The 18,434-nt window shown below is 61.7% G+C and carries 14 protein-coding genes; 8 read left to right on the plus strand and 6 right to left on the minus strand.

Annotated elements, in window-relative coordinates; translation table 11 throughout:
• The 5 genes from ccoO (N7607_RS17375) to ccoN (N7607_RS17395) all read right to left on the minus strand — a co-directional run bounded on the left by ccoO (N7607_RS17375) (window position 1) and on the right by ccoN (N7607_RS17395) (window position 5,403).
• Window positions 1-618, minus strand: a complete 618-nt coding sequence (gene ccoO / locus N7607_RS17375) for a cytochrome-c oxidase, cbb3-type subunit II (protein ID WP_137972949.1) — start codon at window positions 616-618, stop codon at window positions 1-3.
• Entirely contained in the window at window positions 618-2,060 is a 1,443-nt protein-coding gene (gene ccoN, locus N7607_RS17380) for a cytochrome-c oxidase, cbb3-type subunit I (RefSeq protein WP_279866507.1), read from the minus strand. The genes ccoO (N7607_RS17375) and ccoN (N7607_RS17380) overlap by 1 nt, the downstream gene beginning before the upstream one ends.
• A 332-nt stretch (window positions 2,061-2,392) precedes the next feature.
• Window positions 2,393-3,343 (minus strand): cytochrome-c oxidase, cbb3-type subunit III, encoded by a 951-nt coding sequence (ccoP, locus tag N7607_RS17385; protein WP_279866508.1) that lies wholly within the window; start codon window positions 3,341-3,343, stop codon window positions 2,393-2,395.
• A 6-nt stretch (window positions 3,344-3,349) separates the two neighbouring features.
• Complete coding sequence (ccoO, locus tag N7607_RS17390) at window positions 3,350-3,964, minus strand: cytochrome-c oxidase, cbb3-type subunit II (RefSeq protein ID WP_279866509.1); 615 nt, start codon at window positions 3,962-3,964, stop codon at window positions 3,350-3,352.
• On the minus strand, window positions 3,964-5,403 hold the full coding sequence (ccoN, locus tag N7607_RS17395) for a cytochrome-c oxidase, cbb3-type subunit I (RefSeq protein ID WP_279866510.1): 1,440 nt from the start codon (window positions 5,401-5,403) through the stop codon (window positions 3,964-3,966). The genes ccoO (N7607_RS17390) and ccoN (N7607_RS17395) overlap by 1 nt, the downstream gene beginning before the upstream one ends.
• A 41-nt stretch (window positions 5,404-5,444) precedes the next feature.
• On the opposite strand from ccoN (N7607_RS17395), the gene N7607_RS17400 reads away from it, so the two are divergent.
• Window positions 5,445-6,113 carry an alpha/beta fold hydrolase gene (locus N7607_RS17400; protein ID WP_347881177.1) on the plus strand — a complete coding sequence of 223 codons (669 nt, stop codon included), beginning with the start codon at window positions 5,445-5,447 and terminating at the stop codon, window positions 6,111-6,113.
• Window positions 6,114-6,271: 158 nt separating this feature from the next.
• Here N7607_RS17400 and N7607_RS17405 read toward each other — a convergent pair whose 3' ends face one another.
• Window positions 6,272-7,837, minus strand: coding sequence for a PAS domain-containing methyl-accepting chemotaxis protein (locus N7607_RS17405; protein ID WP_279866512.1), 1,566 nt, complete (start codon window positions 7,835-7,837; stop codon window positions 6,272-6,274).
• Window positions 7,838-8,560: 723 nt separating this feature from the next.
• Between N7607_RS17405 and N7607_RS17410 the strand changes: the two genes are divergently transcribed.
• The 7 genes from N7607_RS17410 (at window position 8,561) to N7607_RS17440 (ending at window position 18,429) form a co-directional block, all read left to right on the plus strand.
• On the plus strand, window positions 8,561-9,871 hold the full coding sequence (locus N7607_RS17410) for a UDP-glucose/GDP-mannose dehydrogenase family protein (RefSeq protein ID WP_279866513.1): 1,311 nt from the start codon (window positions 8,561-8,563) through the stop codon (window positions 9,869-9,871).
• A 91-nt stretch (window positions 9,872-9,962) separates the two neighbouring features.
• Window positions 9,963-11,444 (plus strand): glycosyltransferase family 2 protein, encoded by a 1,482-nt coding sequence (locus N7607_RS17415; RefSeq protein WP_279866514.1) that lies wholly within the window; start codon window positions 9,963-9,965, stop codon window positions 11,442-11,444.
• A gap of 45 nt (window positions 11,445-11,489) precedes the next feature.
• The gene (locus N7607_RS17420) at window positions 11,490-12,653 is read left to right on the plus strand and encodes an HlyD family efflux transporter periplasmic adaptor subunit (protein ID WP_279866515.1); all 1,164 of its coding nucleotides are present in this window, start codon (window positions 11,490-11,492) and stop codon (window positions 12,651-12,653) included.
• 8 nt (window positions 12,654-12,661) lie between these two features.
• The gene (locus N7607_RS17425) at window positions 12,662-14,014 is read left to right on the plus strand and encodes an alginate biosynthesis protein AlgK (RefSeq protein ID WP_279866516.1); all 1,353 of its coding nucleotides are present in this window, start codon (window positions 12,662-12,664) and stop codon (window positions 14,012-14,014) included.
• Entirely contained in the window at window positions 14,011-15,429 is a 1,419-nt protein-coding gene (locus N7607_RS17430) for an alginate export family protein (RefSeq protein WP_279866517.1), read from the plus strand. Before N7607_RS17425 ends, N7607_RS17430 begins: the two co-directional genes overlap by 4 nt.
• Window positions 15,430-15,443: 14 nt before the next feature.
• On the plus strand, window positions 15,444-17,006 hold the full coding sequence (gene algG, locus N7607_RS17435; RefSeq protein WP_279866518.1) for a mannuronan 5-epimerase AlgG: 1,563 nt from the start codon (window positions 15,444-15,446) through the stop codon (window positions 17,004-17,006).
• 64 nt (window positions 17,007-17,070) lie between these two features.
• On the plus strand, window positions 17,071-18,429 hold the full coding sequence (locus tag N7607_RS17440) for an alginate biosynthesis protein AlgX (RefSeq protein ID WP_279866519.1): 1,359 nt from the start codon (window positions 17,071-17,073) through the stop codon (window positions 18,427-18,429).
• Window positions 18,430-18,434 lie beyond the last annotated feature (5 nt).

An 18,434-nucleotide genomic window follows, 5' to 3' on the forward strand; every position in this document is an offset into this window, starting at 1 on the left:
TTACCGTTTGTTCTTGATAGAAGTGCCCAGGCCTTGCAGGAAGGCCACCATGGCGTCCATCTCGGTCTTGCCTTTGACGGCTTCGCGAGCACCGGCGATGTCTTCGTCGGTGTAGGGCACGCCGAGGGCGCGCAGGGCTTCCATCTTGGCGGCAGTGTCCTTGCCGTCGAGCTTGTTCTCGACCAGCCACGGGTAGGCCGGCATCTTCGATTCCGGAACCACGTTGCGCGGGTTGTACAGGTGCGCACGGTGCCAGTCGTCCGAGTAGCGACCACCGACGCGGGCCAGGTCCGGACCGGTACGCTTGGAGCCCCACAGGAACGGGTGGTCCCAGACGCTCTCGCCGGCTACGGAGTAGTGGCCGTAGCGCTCGGTCTCGGCACGGAACGGGCGGATCATCTGCGAATGGCAGCCGACGCAGCCTTCGCGGATATAGATGTCACGACCTTCCAGCTCCAGGGCGGTGCGGGGCTTCATGCCTTCCACCGGGGTGTTGGTGACGTCCTGGAAGAACAGTGGAACGATCTGGGTCAGACCGCCGATGCTCACGGCCAGGACCATGCCGATGGCCAGCAGGCCGATGTTCTTCTCGAATATCTCGTGTTTGCTACCGGCCATCAGTGCGCAACCTCAGCAGGAATCAGGGCGGCTTCGTCGTACTTGCTCTTGTCAGCGGCACGCACGGTACGCCAGGTGTTGTAGGCCATCAGCAGCATGCCGGTAACGAAGAAGGCACCGCCGAGAGCGCGAACCATGAAGCCTTCATGGCTGGCTTCCAGGGCTTCGACGAAGGAGTACATGAGGGTGCCGTCTTCGTGGACCGCACGCCACATCAGGCCCTGGGTGATGCCGTTGACCCACATGGAGGCGATGTACAGCACGGTACCGATGGTGGCGAGCCAGAAGTGCGCGTTGATCAGAGCGATGCTGTGCATCTGCTCGCGACCGAACACTTTCGGGATCAGGTGGTACAGCGAGCCGATGGAGATCATCGCTACCCAGCCGAGGGCGCCGGCGTGTACGTGGCCGATGGTCCAGTCGGTGTAGTGGGACAGGGCGTTGACGGTCTTGATCGCCATCATCGGGCCTTCGAAGGTCGACATGCCGTAGAACGCCAGGGAGACGACCAGGAAGCGCAGGATGGGGTCGCTGCGCAGCTTATGCCAGGCGCCGGACAGGCTCATCATGCCGTTGATCATGCCGCCCCAGCTCGGAGCCAGGAGGATGACGGACATGGCCATGCCGAGGGACTGGGCCCAGTCTGGCAGGGCGGTGTAGTGCAGGTGGTGCGGGCCGGCCCAGATGTACAGGGTGATCAGCGCCCAGAAGTGCACGATGGACAGGCGATAGGAGTAGATCGGACGCTCGGCCTGCTTGGGCACGAAGTAGTACATCATCCCCAGGAAGCCGGTGGTCAGGAAGAAGCCCACGGCGTTGTGGCCGTACCACCATTGGACCATCGCATCGGTGGCGCCTGCGTAGACCGAGTAGGACTTGAACAGGGTGACCGGCATTTCCATGCTGTTGACGATGTGCAGCATGGCGGTGACCAGGATGAAGGCACCGAAGAACCAGTTGCCCACATAGATGTGCTTGGTCTTGCGCTTGATGATGGTGCCGAAGAACACCGCGCAGTAGGTGATCCAGACCACACCCAGGAGGATGTCGATCGGCCACTCCAGCTCGGCGTACTCCTTGGAGGAGGTGTAGCCCAGCGGCAGGGTGATCACGGCCAGCACGATCACGGCTTGCCAACCCCAGAAGGTGAAGGCGGCCAGACTGTCGGAGATCAGGCGGGCCTGGCAGGTGCGCTGAACCACGTAGTAGGACGTGGCGAACAGGGCGCAGCCGCCAAACGCGAAGATCACCGCGTTGGTGTGCAGCGGGCGCAGACGGCCGAAGCTGGTCCACGGCAGGTTCAGGTTGAGTTCCGGCCACACGAGCTGTGCGGCGATGAACACTCCGAGACCCATCCCGATGACCCCCCAGATTACCGTCATAACGGCGAACTGGCGGACCACCTTATAGTTATAAGCAGTCTGACTGATTGCTGTGCTCATGCTAGGGGTACCACGGTTAATGGAGTTTTTTAGGGGTAAAAAATCGGCGGCAAGTATGGAGAAATGAGGTACCCATTGCAACGCCGGACGCCTGTGCGATCAAGGTTTTAGCGGCCTTTTGAGCTGCCGGTAAACGCTGTCGAACCCGTCTTTTGCACCAGAGGTAACCCTGCTCCAAGGAGGGAATTGCCTTGGGATTGTTACCGGGTGCGACTGTTCAGCAGCTTAGACCACACCCGGCGCGGAGGTGTGCAGGCGGTCAGGAAGGGTGCGACATCAGGTCGCATTAGCAGGAGGTCGCGGGTGCCGGGCGGCACCCGCGGAGGGAAGGGTCACTCGCGGGCCAGGGTTTTCTCCAGCTCTGGCTGTTTCTGCGACAGGCTGTAGACGTAGGCGGCCAGCAGATGAACCTTGTCTTCGCTGCCCACATACGCCAGCTGCGCCGGCATATGGCCGGTGCGGCCGTAGCGGATGGTCTGCTGCAACTGGGCAAAGCTGCTGCCATAGATGAAGGCGCTGGGCTTGGTCAGGTTCGGTGCACCCATGCTCGGGGTGCCCTTGCCGTCCGCGCCGTGGCAGGCGAAGCAGGTGCCGGCGAAGATCTTCTGCCCGGCGCCGATGTCGGCAGTCTCGCCTTCCGGCAGTTTGCGCCCGGCCAGCTCGGTGAGCACGTAGGCGGCGACGTTGCGCACGCCGTCCTCGCCGATCATCGCGGCTTGTGGCGGCATCATGCCGCTGCGGCCGCTGGCGATGGTCTGCTTGATCGCCTGCGCGTCGCCGCCCCAGCGCCACTCGCTGTCGGTCAGGTTGGGGAAGCCATAGGCGCCCTTGGCGTCGGAGCCGTGGCACACCGAGCAGTTGGAGGCGAACAGGCGGCCGCCCATCTTCAGCGCGCGCTCGTCCTGGGCGACCGCCTCCACCGGCAGCTTGGCGTAGCTGGCGTAGATCGGGCCGTATTCCTTGTCGGCCTTGTCCATCTCGCGCTGCCACTGCTTGACCTGGGTCCAGCCGCCTTCGTAGCCCGGCAGCTTGCCGGCGAAGTTGCCCAGGCCCGGGTAGAGCAGCAGGTAGGCGCCGGCGAAGATCAGCGTGCCGAGGAACAGCATGAACCACCACTTGGGCAGCGGATTGTCATATTCCTCGATGCCGTCGAAGGCGTGGCCCAGGGTTTCTTCGGTGGTGCCGGGGCGCTGGCCCTTGCGGGTGGCGAACAGCAGCCACAGCAGGGCGATCAGGCTGCCCAGGGTGAGCAGGGTGATGTACCAGCTCCAGAAAGTGGTCATGTCCGATTACCTCTTGTTCTTCAGGCTGGTGCCGAGCACCTGCAGGTAGGCGACCAGCGCTTCCATCTCGCTCTTGTCCTTCACGGCCGCCTGGGCGCCGGCGATGTCCGCATCGCTGTAGGGCACGCCGAGGGTGCGCAGGGCCTGCATCTTGGCGCCGCTGTCCTTGCCGTCGAGCTTGTTCTCGACCAGCCAGGGGTAGGCCGGCATCTTCGACTCCGGCACCACGTTGCGCGGGTTATAAAGGTGCGCACGGTGCCAGTCGTCCGAGTAGCGACCGCCGACGCGGGCCAGGTCCGGGCCGGTACGCTTGGAGCCCCACAGGAATGGGTGGTCCCAGACGCTTTCGCCGGCCACGGAGTAGTGGCCGTAGCGCTCGGTCTCGGCGCGGAACGGGCGGATCATCTGCGAGTGGCAGCCGACGCAGCCTTCCTTGATATAGATGTCGCGGCCTTCCAACTGCAGGGCGGTGTAGGGCTGCATGCCCTTGACCGGTTCGTTGACCACGTCCTGGAAGAACAGCGGGACGATCTGGGTCAGACCGCCGATGCTCACCGCCAGGACCATCATCAGGGCCAGCAGGCCGACGTTCTTCTCGAGTATTTCGTGCTTGCTGCTCATCAGTGGGCGACCTCCGCGGGGATCAGGGCTTCGGCGTCGTATTCGGCCGGCTTGGCGGCGCGCACGGTCAGCCAGGTGTTCCAGGCCATCAGGAGCATGCCGAGCAGGAAGATCGCGCCACCGGCCACGCGGATCACGAAGCCCGGGTGGCTGGCCTCGAGGGCCTCGACGAAGGAGTAGGTGAGGGTGCCGTCGTCATTCACCGCGCGCCACATCAGGCCCTGGGTGATGCCGTTGACCCACATGGAGGCGATGTACAGCACGGTACCGATGGTAGCGAGCCAGAAGTGCGCGTTGATCAGCGGCAGGCTGTGCATCTGCTCGCGACCGAACACTTTCGGGATCAGGTGGTACAGCGAGCCGATGGAGATCATCGCTACCCAGCCCAGCGCGCCGGCGTGTACGTGGCCGATGGTCCAGTCGGTGTAGTGCGACAGGGCGTTGACGGTCTTGATCGCCATCATCGGGCCTTCGAAGGTCGACATGCCGTAGAACGCCAGGGAGACCACCAGGAAGCGCAGGATCGGGTCGGTGCGCAACTTATGCCAGGCACCGGAGAGGGTCATCATGCCGTTGATCATGCCGCCCCAGCTGGGAGCTAGCAGGACCAGGGACATGACCATGCCCAGGCTTTGCGCCCAGTCCGGCAATGCCGTGTAGTGCAGGTGGTGCGGGCCGGCCCAGATGTACAGGGTGATCAGCGCCCAGAAGTGCACGATGGACAGGCGATAGGAGTACACCGGGCGTTCGGCCTGCTTGGGCACGAAGTAGTACATCATCCCGAGGAAGCCGGCGGTGAGGAAGAAGCCCACGGCGTTGTGGCCGTACCACCACTGGACCATGGCGTCGGTGGCGCCGGCATACAGTGAGTAGGACTTGGTCAGGCTGACCGGCAGCTCCAGGTTGTTGACGATGTGCAGGATCGCCACGGTGAGGATAAAGCCGCCGAAGAACCAGTTGCCCACATAGATGTGCTTGGTCCTGCGCTTGAGCAGAGTGCCGAAGAACACCAGGGCGTAGGCGACCCAGACGATGGTGATCAGGATGTCGATCGGCCACTCCAGCTCGGCGTATTCCTTGGAGCTGGTCCAGCCCAATGGCAGGCTGATGGCGGCGAGGACGATGACCAGCTGCCAGCCCCAGAAGGTGAAGGCGGCGAGCTTGTCGGAGATCAGGCGGGTCTGGCAGGTGCGTTGCAGCGAGTAGTAGCTGGTGGCGAACAGAGCACAGCCGCCGAAGGCGAAGATCACCGCGTTGGTGTGCAGGGGGCGCAGCCGGCCGAAGCTGGTCCACGGCAGGTTGAAGTTCAGTTCGGGCCAGGCCAGCTGGGCGGCGATGAACACGCCGAGCCCCATCCCGACTATGCCCCAAACCACCGTCATAATGGCGAACTGGCGGACCACCTTATAGTTGTAGGCGGTGCTGCTGGTTGTGTTCATGTGTTGGGCTTCCATCCACGGTTAGGAAAAGCAGGGCAAGCATGGGTAATGGCAAGTTGATGGTTATTGACGAGGATCAATGCCGAGCGCGGGGATGGCTGTGGAACGGGGCGGACGAAATGTCGCAGGTCACCCTGATCCTCGCCCACGGCGCCGGCGCGCCGATGGACAGCGACTTCATGCAGCGCATCGCCGAGCTGCTGGCGGCGCGCGGAGTCAGCGTGTTGCGCTTCGAGTTCCCCTATATGGCAGCGAGGCGTGCGGGCGGCGGCAAGCGTCCGCCCAATCCGCAGGCGCAGTTGCTGGAGTGCTGGCGTCAGGTGTATGCCGAGGTGCGTGAGCGGGTGAGCGGGCCGCTGGCCATCGGCGGCAAGTCCATGGGCGGGCGCATGGCCAGCCTGCTGGCGGACGAGCTGGGCGTCGATGCGCTGGTCTGCCTGGGCTATCCCTTCCATGCGGCAGGCAAGCCGGAGAAACCGCGGGTGGCGCATCTGGCCGAGCTGCAGACGCGGGCGTTGATCGTTCAGGGCGAGCGCGATGCGCTGGGCAATCGCGAGACGGTGAGTGGCTACAACCTGGCGCCCGCTATCACCGTCGAGTGGCTGACGGCGGCCGACCATGATCTGAAGCCGCTGAAGGTTTCAGGTTTTTCCCATGAGCAACATCTGCAGCGTGCGGCTGAGGTGGTGGCGGCGTTTTTGCGTGAGTGAGCTGGGCTTCTGGAAGCCGCGGGTTGCACCCGGTCGTGGTGGGCGTGCGGAGTGGGGTGGGTGAAGCCCGCGACGGGATTGCCCCGGGGCCTGTATTCACGGCAATGAAAAAGGCCGGTAACCCGTGAGGGTTATCGGCCTTTTTATCGCAGCAGCAATCAGCGGTTGAAGCGCTCCACCAGCGAGTACTGGTCCCGGGCGGTGGTGGTCAGCTCGTTACTGAGCTGGGCGGTGCCGAGGGCTTCGCTGGCGGTCTGGTCGGCCAGCTGGGCGATAGTGGTGATGTTCTGGTTGATCTCGTCGGCCACCGCGCTCTGTTCCTCGGCGGCGGCGGCGATCTGATTGGCCATATCGGTGATGTTGGCCACCGCGTCGCTGATGCCCTGCAGCGCCTGGTCGGCCTGCTGCACACGCTCCACGCCCTCGTCGGCATGCTTGCGCCCGATCTCCATAGTCATCACCGCTTCCTCCGCGGTGCGTTGCAGCTTGGCGATCAGGGCATGGATTTGCCCGGTGGATTCGGCTGTGCGCTGGGCCAGCGAGCGCACTTCGTCAGCCACCACGGCGAAGCCGCGGCCCATCTCGCCGGCGCGCGCCGCCTCGATGGCCGCGTTGAGCGCGAGCAGGTTGGTCTGGTCGGCGATGCCCTTGATCACATCGACCACGCCGCCGATCTCGTTGCTGTCCTGGGCCAGGCGCGACACGGTCTCGCCGGTCTCGCCGACGGAGGTCGACAGGCGCTGGATGGCGTTGCGGGTTTCCGCGGCGACGTTGCGGCCTTCGCCGGTAAGGCGGTTGGCCTCCTGGGTGGCGATGGCGGCGCGGGCCACATTGCTGGCCACTTCCAGGGTGGTGGCGGCCATCTCGTTGATGGCGGTGGCCACCTGCTCGGTTTCCACCCGCTGGCGCTCCAGCCCCGCGGAGCTGTTGTGTGCCAGCTGGTCGGCCTGCTGGGCCTGGCTGGTCAGGCGCTCGGCGGTGTCCTGCAGGCGGGTCAGGCAGGTGCGCAGGCGCGCCTCCTGGCTGAGCATGGCCATTTCTAGACGGGCTTCGGCGCCGCGGCTGTCGGTGTACATCTGCGCGATCAGCGGGTCGGACGTGGTCTGCTCGGCGAGGCGCAGCAGGCGCTTGACGCCACGGGTCTGCCAGCCGATACCGGCCAGGCCCAGCGGTACGCAGAGCAGGGCCGCGAGCAGGAAGCCCCAGGTAGAACCGATCCAGTGGCCGATAAGGAAGCCGATCTGGCTGATCAGGATGAATGGCAGCCAGGCCTGCAGCACCGGCAGCCAGCGATCGGTCATGGGGATGGCTGGCTTGCCGGTGTTGATCCGCGCGTACAGCGCCTCGGCGCGGCGGATCTGCTCGGCGCTGGGCTTGACCCGCACCGACTCATAACCCACCACCTGGCCCTTCTCCAGGATCGGCGTGACATAGGCGTTGACCCAGTAGTGGTCGCCGTTCTTGCTGCGGTTCTTCACCACACCCATCCACGGGCGGCCCTTCTTCAGGGTCTGCCACATGTGCTCGAACACCGCGGGCGGCACATCCGGGTGGCGCACCAGGTTGTGCGGCGCCCGCAGCAACTCCTCCCGCTCGAAGCCGCTGACTTCTATGAAGGCCTGGTTGCAGTAGGTGATCTGGCCCTTGAGGTCGGTGGTGGAGATCAGGCGTTGCTGGGCGGGGAAGGTGCGCTCGCGCTGGGTAACGGGCTGGTTGTTTCGCATGCGTAATCGCTTCTTGAACGGATGGCTGTCTTCGGCACATCGGCCGCGCTAAGGGAAAGTTTAGCGATGGGAGGCGGGCGAAGGGAGCTCGATCTGTCCACATGGGTAGGAATCGTTATATGCGAAGCAACTTCCAGAATAAGTAATCGTGCCGAAAAATATATGAAACTTATTTGAAGTGATCCTGTCTCGCGCAACTTGCCTTTTGGTCATCGTGACGATGTATCGATGCTGCTTATTGTTGGGTAATTGGCGCTCTTATAATGGCTTATTTGCCCGCTAGCGGATTTTTATTTGGCGTCATAAAAATGACGATAGACTTCTTGGGAATAACATTCTTCTATTTTTACTTCGTGAAGTACCGCAAAAAAATAGGTGTTACTTTCTAATTCATCCCTTGTATGCTGCGTCCTAGAGCCGCATCCAAGGGTGTGTGCCAAAAAAACGACGCGCGCAAAGCGCTCGATCGGTTACCTCTGGTAACTAGGTCACTGTTTTCAAAGAAATAACTTTAAACCTGCCTGTTGCGGAACTTTGTTGTTTCGCAAGGCATCTGTTTTGCTCGGGACTATTTCAATTCCTGTATCAATTTAATTGGAACGGAAGATAGCCCCCGGTGGTAACAGAGACCCGAGGAATGTGCAGTACCTGTAGTCCGGTCTCGCGAAGTAGGCGGCAGCCATGGGGCTGTTGTATCGATCAACGCAAGGAGGAGATCGTCCAATGCGAATCAGCATCTTTGGGCTGGGCTATGTAGGAGCTGTGTGTGCTGGTTGCCTGTCGGCCAGAGGGCATCAGATCGTTGGGGTAGACATTTCGCCGCTGAAGATCGATTTGATCAACAGCGGTCGGTCGCCGATTGTGGAGCCCGGGCTGGAAGACCTGCTGCAGAAGGGCGTGAGCAGCGGCAAGCTGCGCGGCACACTGGACGTGCGCGAGGCGATTCTGGAGACCGATATCTCCTTCCTGGCGCCGCCGACGCCGAGCAAGCGTAACGGCGATCTGGATGTGTCCTACATCGAGGAAGTCTGCCAGCAGATCGCTCAGGTCCTCCCCGAGAAGACCAGCCGCCACACCGTGGTGGTCCGCAGCACCGTGCTGCCGGGTACCCTGCGCAATGTGGTGATTCCGACTCTGGAGAAATACTCCGGTCTCAAGGCCGGCAAGGATTTCGGTGTTGCAGTGAACCCCGAGTTCCTGCGCGAGAGCACCGCGATCAAGGATTACGATTTCCCCGCCATGACCGTGATCGGCGAGCTGGATCAGACCTCCGGCGACCTGCTGGAAGAGATCTACAGCGAGCTGGATGCCCCGATCATCCGCAAGACCGTCGAGGTCGCCGAGATGATCAAGTACACCTGCAACGTCTGGCACGCGACCAAGATCACCTTCGCCAACGAGATCGGCAACATCGCCAAGGCGGTAGGGGTCGATGGTCGCGAAGTGATGGACGTGATCTGCCAGGATCACAAGCTCAACCTGTCCAAGTACTACATGAAGCCCGGCTTCGCCTTCGGTGGCTCCTGCCTGCCCAAGGATGTACGTGCCCTGAACTACCGTGCCACCCAGCTCGACGTGGAGTCGCCGCTGATCAGCGCTCTGATGCCCAGCAACGAGGCCCAGGTACGCAACGCCTACAACCTCATCGCCAGCCAGGACAAGCGCAAGGTCGCGCTGCTCGGTCTGAGCTTCAAGGCCGGTACCGATGACCTGCGCGAGAGCCCGCTGGTGGAGCTGGCCGAGATGCTCATCGGCAAAGGCTTCGACCTGAAGATCTTCGATCGCAACGTCGAATACGCCCGCGTCCATGGTGCCAACCGCGACTACATCGAATCGAAGATTCCCCACGTCTCCTCGCTGCTGCGCTCCGACCTCAATCAGGTCGTGGCGGATGCCGACGTGATCGTCCTCGGCAACGGCGACGAGCTGTTCGAAACCGTGGTCCAGCAACTGCCGCCCGGCAAGAAGCTGATCGACCTGGTCGGTTTCATGCGCCAGTGCAGCGACGAGGTCAAAGAAGGCCTCTGCTGGTAGCGAATGCTGCAGGTAAATGTGCACCGGGCGTTACAACAACAATAAAGACGCCCCCGGTTGCAGAGCAGTAAACCAAACGGGATTGGCAACCATGGAAAGTCTTCAAGGACGCTTGCGCAACGGCGCGGGCTGGCTGTTCTATTTGTCGCTGTTGGGTGGCATGGCCTTGCTGCTGCCACACACCATCTTCGATCCGGATTCGACGGACTTCCTGCTGATACTTGGCGCAGTGGGCATCTGGCGTTATTCGATGGGCGCGATCCATTACGTTCGCGGGCTCATCTTTCTCTACATCGTCTACCCGCACTATCGGCGCAAGGCGCGCCGGCTGGGCGAGGCGGCCGATCCTTCACACGTCTACCTGCTGGTGACCAGCTTTCGTATCGACGCCTTGACCACCGCCGCGGTGTACCGCTCGGTGATCCAGGAAGCGATCGATTGTGGCTACCCCAGCACCGTGGTGTGCTCGATCGTCGAGCTATCAGACGAGCTGCTGATCAAGAACCTGTGGAACCGCCTGGAGCCGCCGGCTCGCGTGCGCCTGGACATTGTGCGGATTCCCGGCACCGGCAAGCGTGACGGGCTGGCCCAGGGCTTCCGCGCCATCTCCCGGCACCAACCGGATAACCGCGCGGTGGTGGCCGTGGTGGATGGTGACACCGTGCTCTCCGCGGGTGTGGTGCGTCAGACGGCACCGTACTTCACCCTGTTCGACAACCTCGGCGGACTCACCACCAACGAGTTCTGCGAGGTGCGCGGCGGCTACGTCATGCAGGAGTGGCACAAGCTGCGTTTCGCCCAGCGCCACATCAACATGTGCTCGATGGCTCTGTCCAAGCGCGTGTTGACCCTGACCGGGCGCATGTCGGTGTTCCGTGCCGAGGTGGTGACCGATCCGGGCTTCATCGCCGACGTCGAGAACGACCATCTCGAGCACTGGCGTCTGGGGCGCTTCAAGTTCCTTACCGGCGACGACAAGTCCAGCTGGTACAGCCTGATGCGCCTGGGCTACGACACCTTCTACGTGCCGGATGCCTCCATCCATACCGTGGAACACCCGCCGGAGAAGAGCTTCATCAAGGCCAGCCGCAAGCTGATGTTCCGCTGGTACGGCAACAACCTGCGGCAGAACTCGCGTGCGCTCGGCCTGGGCATACGCCGCCTGGGTGTGTTCACCAGCGTGGTCCTGCTCGACCAGCGGGTGTCCATGTGGACCAGCCTGCTCGGGCCCTCGGTGGCGATCATCGCCAGCGTCAAATATGGCTTTGCCTACCTGCTGATCTATCTGCTGTGGATCGGCCTCACCCGGCTGGTGCTGACCCTGCTGCTGCTGGCCTCTGGCCACAGGATCGGTCCGGCTTATCCGTTGATCCTCTATTACAACCAGATCGTCGGCGCACTGGTGAAGGTGTACGTGTTCTTCCGCCTGGACCAGCAGTCCTGGACGCGCCAGAAGACCAAGCTCAACCGCGATCTCGCCAGCTTCCAGCGCTGGTTCAACACCTGGTCGTCCCGAACCATGACCTTCTCCGCAGGCAGCGTCTTCGTCGCTGCTCTGATGTGGGTGGTCTGAAGCTCGCGACCCATCAAAGACTCTTGATTGCATAAAGGAACGAATATGAGCGCAGTGATCAGCCCCAGCATCAACAGCAACGTGGTTCACGAAGCCGAAGCCCAGCGCCAGTACGCGCGCCTCAAGCTGCCGGCGAAGATCCGCTACTTCACCCAGCAGGGCCAGGAACTGGAGGCTCAGCTGCTCGATCTGTCGGTAGGCGGCTTCTCCTTCCATCCGGGTAACAACCTGCTCACCGAAGGGCAGTACTGCCGTGGCAAGCTGATGTTCGAGGTCGAAGGCATCGGCTTCAACATGGATGTCGAGTTCCAGGTGCGTTCGCTCGGCGGCAAACGCGCCGGCTGCGAGTTCCACCACCTGCGCCCGCGCGAGATCGCGACGCTGCGCTACCTGATCAGCGCCTTCCTCAGCGGCGAGCTCATCAACGCCGGTGATCTGATCAGCACCTTGCAGCGGGAAAACTTCACCAAGCCGCGCAAAGGCGTCGACGGTGCGCCGACCGGCCTGTTCGGGCGTCTGCGTGCAGTGAGCCTGAGCATGGGCATCTTCCTGGTCGGCGTCGCGGCGTGCAGCTACATCCTGTACCAGCTGTACGACATCTACTTCATCACCCATGCCGACTCTGCCCAGGTGGTCGTGCCTGGTCAGGAAGTGGCCATGCCTCGCGAGGGCTCCGTGCAGAGCCTGGTGAAGATCGGTGACGTGGTGAAGAAGGGGGCTCCGGTCGCGACCTACTCGGCCACCATGCTCGATGCGCTGAAGAACATCCTGCCGGAATCGGAAATGACCCCGGAGAACCTGGAGCGTCTGTTCAGCAAGAACATCCAGGGCACCCTGACCAGTCCTTGCGAGTGCCGTGTCGTGGCGCAGTTGGTGGGCGACGGCCAGGTAGCCGCCAAAGGAACCACGGTATTCACCCTGGCGCCGCTGGATAGCGTGGCCAGTGTGGAGGCGCGCTTCCCTTACCGTGCTTTTGCAGACCTGCAGCCGGGCACTCCGGTGGACTTCCTGGTCGGCGGCGAACAGACCCCGCGCGCGGGCACCATCACCAGCATGGCCCTGCAGGACGGCGGTCTGGCTTCCGACATCCGCGTCATGATCACGCCCCGTGACCCACTGGATAACGTGCTGGTCAAACGTCCGGTCGATGTGCGCATTCAGCCGTTCGATGGTCTGTGGACCCGCACCACCGTGGCGGCCGGCAAATGAACAGGGTCATGCTGCTGGGTTGCAGTTTGTTGGTGGGATGTTCGACACCGGATCTGCAGCTGGCCAAGGATGCGAAGTTCCGCGGGGATACGGAAACGGCAGAGGCCAATTTCCGCCCCCTGGCGGAGCTTGGCTATGTCGATGCGCAGATAGGTCTCGCTGATCTGCTGATCAAAAGCCCCTCCAAGGAAAAGCAGGCCAAGGGCGAGCAGATGTATCGCGATGCCATGGAGAAGTCTCCTTTGGCACCTACTCGCCTCGGCAAATGGCTGGCCAGCAAGCCGGACATCTCTGCACAAGAACGCGATGAGGCGGATCAGCTGCTGCGTCGCGGGCTGCAGTTGGGCGACACGAGCACCGTGCTGCCCTGGGTTCGCGTCAAGCTGACTGGGCCCCTGGGCGCCCAGGACCCGGAGATCGAGCGTCAGCTCAATCTCTGGGAGGGGCAGGGGGTCGCCGAGGCTCAGCTCGGCAAGATCCTTCTGTACCGCGCCCGTGGCGACTATCAGCAGCACGTCGCGGAGATCGAGCAGACGTGCCAGCGCTGGCTTGCCCAGGTTAGCGAGTGCTATGCCGAGCTGGCGGTGGTCTATCGCAGCCAGGGGCGTGGCGACGAGCAGGCCGCCCTGCTGGAGCGCATGCAGTCGGAGTTCGAGTCCGGCCGCCTGCCTCCGGAGACGATGCGCGACGTGGCCAAGGCCCTGGTCGGCAGCGATGCCGGACAACCCGACCCGGAGGCGGCCAAGGGCCTCTATGTGGCGATCGCCCCGACCTTCCCCGATGCCTGGTGCGACCTGGCGGAACTGTCCATCCGCTATCCCCAGCTGGTCGAGAGCCCGGACGAGATCCACGCCTATCTGCAGAAAGGGCTGGATGCAGGGATCAATCGAGCGGCCTACATGTTGGGACGTCTCTACCTGCGCGGGAAAGTCATCCCGGCCGACCCGGTTGCCGCGGAAAAATACCTGCTGATGTCGGCCCCCCTGGAGCCCAGGTCCAACTACTTCCTGGGCAAGCTGTACGCGGGCGGCCAACTGGGCCAGATCCAGCCGGAGAAAGCGCTCGAGCACTACCTGATCGCGGCGCGCGCGGGTGATGTCCAGTCCGACATTGATCTGGCCAGGCTCTTCAGCGACGGCCAGGGGGTGAAGATCAACAAGGTCTATGCCTATTCGTTTGCCAATTTGGCCAAGCAAGGTGGCCTGCCTTACGGCCAGGTCCTGATTGACCGTCTTGCGCCCAGCATGAACTCGGCGGAAATCGCCAAGGCTCTGGAGCTATCCCAGGGCGAAATGCGTGCGCGTGGTCAAGAGCAGGTCAGCGCCACCCTCAAGACAAACAGTACGCAGGGAATGCTATGACAGTATCCAAACGATCAATTGCTCTGCTGATTTGGGCTTCCGGATGTTCCGTCGCCTCGCTGCACGCGGCCGAGTTGCCATCGGGCCTGTCTTATGGGGCCAACGTAAAGATCACCGGGCAAAGTATCGAAGATCAGGACTTGGGTACCCGTGATGGCGGTGACTTCAACGGAGCGGGTATCAGCCTGCGCCCTTGGGTCTTCCATCGCTCGGGTGACTGGAGCGGTTACGTGCTCGGCGAGGCCTTTGCGGCCACCGACGTCATCGAATCCGATACCAGCGAGTCGGACACATTCGACCCCGACGACGCCCGCGAGCGGGACGACAAGTTTCTCGCGCTCCACGAGTTCTGGGTCGACTACTCCGGCTTGACGGCCTACCCCGGTGAGTCGCTGCGCTTGGGCCGGCAGAAAATCAGAAGCGCCGATGGCCTGTGGTGGGACAGCAATATCGAGGCCCTGCGCTGGACCTTCGACACCACTCTGCTGAGTGCCCATGTTGGGGTTGCGGAGCGCTTCAGCGATTACCGCACCGATCTCGATGAGCTGGCTCCGCAGGATGAGGACCGTGTCCATTTCATGGCCGATATCGCCAGGCAATGGCGCCCTGGTCACTGGGCTGGAATCAAGTTCCACCACAGCGATGACAGTGGCGACCTCAACCAGGTCGGTGAAGAGCTGGGCGATCTGGACAAGACCTACAGCGGCGAAGCCACCTGGCTGGGCGTGGAGTTCAACGGCGACTTCTACAACCACCGCAGCATCAACCCACTGAGCTATTTGGCCAGCGTTACCTGGATGAACGCCGATCTCGACTATCTCACAAGCTCGTCGGTGGGCGGTGCACGCCGGGTTACCGGGCAGCGCAGCGAGGATGTCGATGCATGGGCACTCGACCTGGGGCTGCGCTGGAACATCGACGACGCCTGGCGGGTGGGCACCACCTATACCCGTGCATCGGGAGGCGCCGAAGAACAGTTCCTGCAAACGGATCTGCAGAGCAATCGCTCCAACTTCACCGGAACCAAGTCCTCGATAAACCGTTTCGGTGAGGCCTATCGCGGTGAGATGACCAACCTGCAGGCGGCCAGCCTGTTCGCCGGTTGGAATATCGATAACGAGTACGACGCCAGTCTCATCTATCACCGTTTCTGGCGGGTCGACGATGACTTCGATAGCAAAAGTGGACTGCAGACAAACATGGTTCCCGGCGAGAAGGACATCGGCCAAGAGGTCGACCTGGTACTGACTCGATACTTCGATGAAGGGCGTATTCCGCCTGCCCTCGGTTGGCTGGGCGCCAAATCCGCCCTGGTCCGTTTCCGTGGCGGCTTGTTCTTTGCCGGAGACGCTTTTGCCGATGAAGCCGATTCGAAAATGCATCGAGCATTTCTCGATGTGGTTTGGCGCTACTAGACAGGGGGTTTGCAATGAACGCGCGTCGATCAATAGTTGCAATCGTCTTGCTACTTGGGTTCGTACTCAGCTCCATCGCCAGAGCGGATGGCGCTCCTATCAAGGGACTGGTATTCGATCCGGCAAAGGTGCAGGAGGACTATCAGGTATCCGGCACACCGGCAGAATCGCTGGAAGTCACGCCACCTAAATTTCCAGACCTGACCCCTTACACCGCCGAGGCGGTGCAGGCAAAGATTGTCCGCAAGCCTGCCGGCACAATCGCTGTGCGCCGCATGCTGGAGCAGAACACCCTGGTGGAATTCACCGGGGGTGATGAACGTATCCGCGAGTGGCTGAAACGCCAGGGTGAAATGCCGCAAGTCATATTCATCGACGGCGGCTACGTCACGCCCAAGGATCTGGCGAAGGCACTACCTGCCAAGTACTTCGAGGAAACCGAGCCGGGTATCTATATCGCCCGCCGGCCGATCGTGGTGAACCAGGGCGCGACCTTTCATATCGACAAGAGCGCCAAGGACTTCAGGCTGTCGAGTGATCATGGCGCCTTCCTCATCAACGACGGCAAGCTGTTCATTACCGACAGCCGCCTGACCGCCTGGCGCGAAAAGGACAACAGCCAGGACTGGTTCGCCAAGAAGGGGCGTTTCCGGCCGTTCCTCAACTCCTGGGGTGGGACCGAAACCTATATCGTCAACAGTGTCGTTTCCAGCCTGGGTTACACGGCGAGTAAGTCTTACGGCGTGTCGATTTCCCAGTACAGCCCGGCGATGCATCCGATCATGCAGCGCGACCATCCTACCGGTTGGCTGATCAACTCCATGTTCGACGACATGTGGTACGGCTTCTATTGCTACGAGGCCTTCGATGTCGTGCTGCTCAACAACACCTATCGGAACAACCTGGTCTACGGCATCGACCCGCATGACCGTTCGCGCCGACTGATCATTGCTGGCAATACGGCTTATGGCACGGTGCAGAAGCACGGAATCATCATTTCCCGCGAGGTGAACGACAGCTGGATCATCAACAACCGCTCTTATGAAAACACCCTGTCCGGGATCGTGATCGACCGGATCAGCGTGAATAACGTGGTGGCCAATAACGAGGTTTATCGAAACGGCTCGGACGGCATCACGATTTACGAGAGCGGCAACAACCTGCTGATGCGCAACAGGTCCTTCAGCAATGGACGGCATGGCATCCGCGTGCGTAACAGTTACGACGTGACGCTGTACGAAAACATTGCCATGGCCAATGGCTTGTTGGGCGTCTACGGGCATGTGAAGGACCTCACCCACACGCCGCGCGATCTTCAACTCGACCCCTTCGACATGAACCTGTCATTGAACGTAATAGGTGATCGGCTGATCGGTAATCAGTCCGGCGCCATTTCTGTTGTGGCCCCCCGCAGCGTGAAGCTTTCTCGCTTGGAAATGCTGATGCCCACCAAAGATTCGGGTGTGGGGATGTTCGGTGCGCTCGCTCAGGGCAAGAGCGAGATTCTCGACCTGATGATTCGGCAGAAGAAAGCAGTGCACGTCTTGCCGTCGCAGAAACTGGCTCAACGCCAATAGGCGAGGTGATCAAATGAATCGTAAGTTTTTTATCAGTCAGACAGCTATTGGTGCGGCACTCGGAATGTTGGCGATTCAATCTGCCTTTGCCGAGCAGACAGCACCGCAATATGCCATCGAGAAGTGCTGTGAAATCTGCCCACAGGCTCTCAACGATGCCACCTACACCGGCGACATGAGTGATTTCAGCAAGTTGGTGCAAGGCAAGGAGGACTGGCTGTTCCGGACCAAGACCGACCTGATGACCCAGATGGGCACCACGCCGGAAGGCTATGCCCACTTGCAGCAGTTGAGCGACCGGCTCAAGGCCATGGGCACCCAGTTGATGATTGTCTATATCCCGACCCGGGGCATGGCCAACGCCGACAAGCTGAGCCCCGAGACACGCAAGATGTTCGAGTTCGATCTGGCAGAGGACAACTATCACAAGGTCATCGAGAAGATGCGTTCGCTGGGCATTCTGGTACCGGACCTGACGCCCATGCTGGAAGAACATGGCGAAGCGGACAAACCCTACTTCTACAAGCGCGACCACCACTGGACGCCATACGGGGCCGAGTTCGCCGCCAAACTGGTTGCCGAAGAGCTTCGCCGTTCGGAGATATTCAAGAGCATCCCGCGCAAGGAGTTCGTCAGTCGCCCGGATGGCCTGGGCTACAAGATCGGCTCGCTCAACCAGGCGTTTCATAAGGTCTGCGGCTACAGCTATGAAAACCAGTACGTGACCCGCTTCATCACCGAGCCCAAGGACGAGGCGAGCGACCTCTTCGGTGACGAAGAGCTGCCGCAGGTGATTCTGGCCGGTACCAGCTTCAGTACGCCGCAGTACAACTTCTCCGGCTTCCTGAAGGAACAGGCCGCCGTCGATATCGACAACCGTTCGGTGAGCGGCGGCGGGTTCCACAGCGCGATGCTGCAGTATCTCGGCAGCCAGGACTTCCAGGAGCGGCCGCCGAAGATCCTGATCTGGGAAATCACCAGCTACTACGACATCTCCATGCCGATCTTCTACCGGCAGATCATGCCGATGCTGGCTGATGGCTGTAAGGACAAGTCGACCACATTGAGCAAGAAGGTGACGCTGCAACCGGGGCGCAATGAAATCCTGGTGAATTCCGGCGTCCTGCCCATTCGCAGCGAGCGCTATCTGGCAGACGTCCAGTTCAATCAGCAAGGCGTCAAGTTGCTCAAGGGTACCGTCTGGTACATGAGCGGCTCCAAGGAGCAGCTGAAGATCGAGCGCACTCGTGAAGTAGAGGGTGACGGGCGCTTCGTTTTCAACCTGCGGGACGATGCGGAAGGAGCAGGGCAGACGCTGCTCTCATTTGACCTGGACATGCCTGCGGATATGCCCAAAGGGCTCCAGGCAGAAGTGAATGTCTGTCCGCGCCAACCAGGCCAGATGCAGGCTCAGGCCGATTGAGCTAT

This window comes from Pseudomonas sp. GD04019 (assembly GCF_029837695.1).
Classification (GTDB): Bacteria; Pseudomonadota; Gammaproteobacteria; order Pseudomonadales; family Pseudomonadaceae; genus Aquipseudomonas.

What these genes read in the sequence shown, in the direction of transcription:
- ccoO (WP_137972949.1), bottom strand. Translation starts at nt 618, where the DNA reads ATGGCCGGTAGCAAACACGAGATATTCGAGAAGAACATCGGCCTGCTG.
- ccoN (WP_279866507.1), bottom strand. Translation starts at nt 2,060, where the DNA reads ATGAGCACAGCAATCAGTCAGACTGCTTATAACTATAAGGTGGTCCGC.
- ccoP (WP_279866508.1), bottom strand. Translation starts at nt 3,343, where the DNA reads ATGACCACTTTCTGGAGCTGGTACATCACCCTGCTCACCCTGGGCAGC.
- ccoO (WP_279866509.1), bottom strand. Translation starts at nt 3,964, where the DNA reads ATGAGCAGCAAGCACGAAATACTCGAGAAGAACGTCGGCCTGCTGGCC.
- ccoN (WP_279866510.1), bottom strand. Translation starts at nt 5,403, where the DNA reads ATGAACACAACCAGCAGCACCGCCTACAACTATAAGGTGGTCCGCCAG.
- N7607_RS17400 (WP_347881177.1), top strand. Translation starts at nt 5,445, where the DNA reads ATGGGTAATGGCAAGTTGATGGTTATTGACGAGGATCAATGCCGAGCG.
- N7607_RS17405 (WP_279866512.1), bottom strand. Translation starts at nt 7,837, where the DNA reads ATGCGAAACAACCAGCCCGTTACCCAGCGCGAGCGCACCTTCCCCGCC.
- N7607_RS17410 (WP_279866513.1), top strand. Translation starts at nt 8,561, where the DNA reads ATGCGAATCAGCATCTTTGGGCTGGGCTATGTAGGAGCTGTGTGTGCT.
- N7607_RS17415 (WP_279866514.1), top strand. Translation starts at nt 9,963, where the DNA reads ATGGAAAGTCTTCAAGGACGCTTGCGCAACGGCGCGGGCTGGCTGTTC.
- N7607_RS17420 (WP_279866515.1), top strand. Translation starts at nt 11,490, where the DNA reads ATGAGCGCAGTGATCAGCCCCAGCATCAACAGCAACGTGGTTCACGAA.
- N7607_RS17425 (WP_279866516.1), top strand. Translation starts at nt 12,662, where the DNA reads ATGCTGCTGGGTTGCAGTTTGTTGGTGGGATGTTCGACACCGGATCTG.
- N7607_RS17430 (WP_279866517.1), top strand. Translation starts at nt 14,011, where the DNA reads ATGACAGTATCCAAACGATCAATTGCTCTGCTGATTTGGGCTTCCGGA.
- algG (WP_279866518.1), top strand. Translation starts at nt 15,444, where the DNA reads ATGAACGCGCGTCGATCAATAGTTGCAATCGTCTTGCTACTTGGGTTC.
- N7607_RS17440 (WP_279866519.1), top strand. Translation starts at nt 17,071, where the DNA reads ATGTTGGCGATTCAATCTGCCTTTGCCGAGCAGACAGCACCGCAATAT.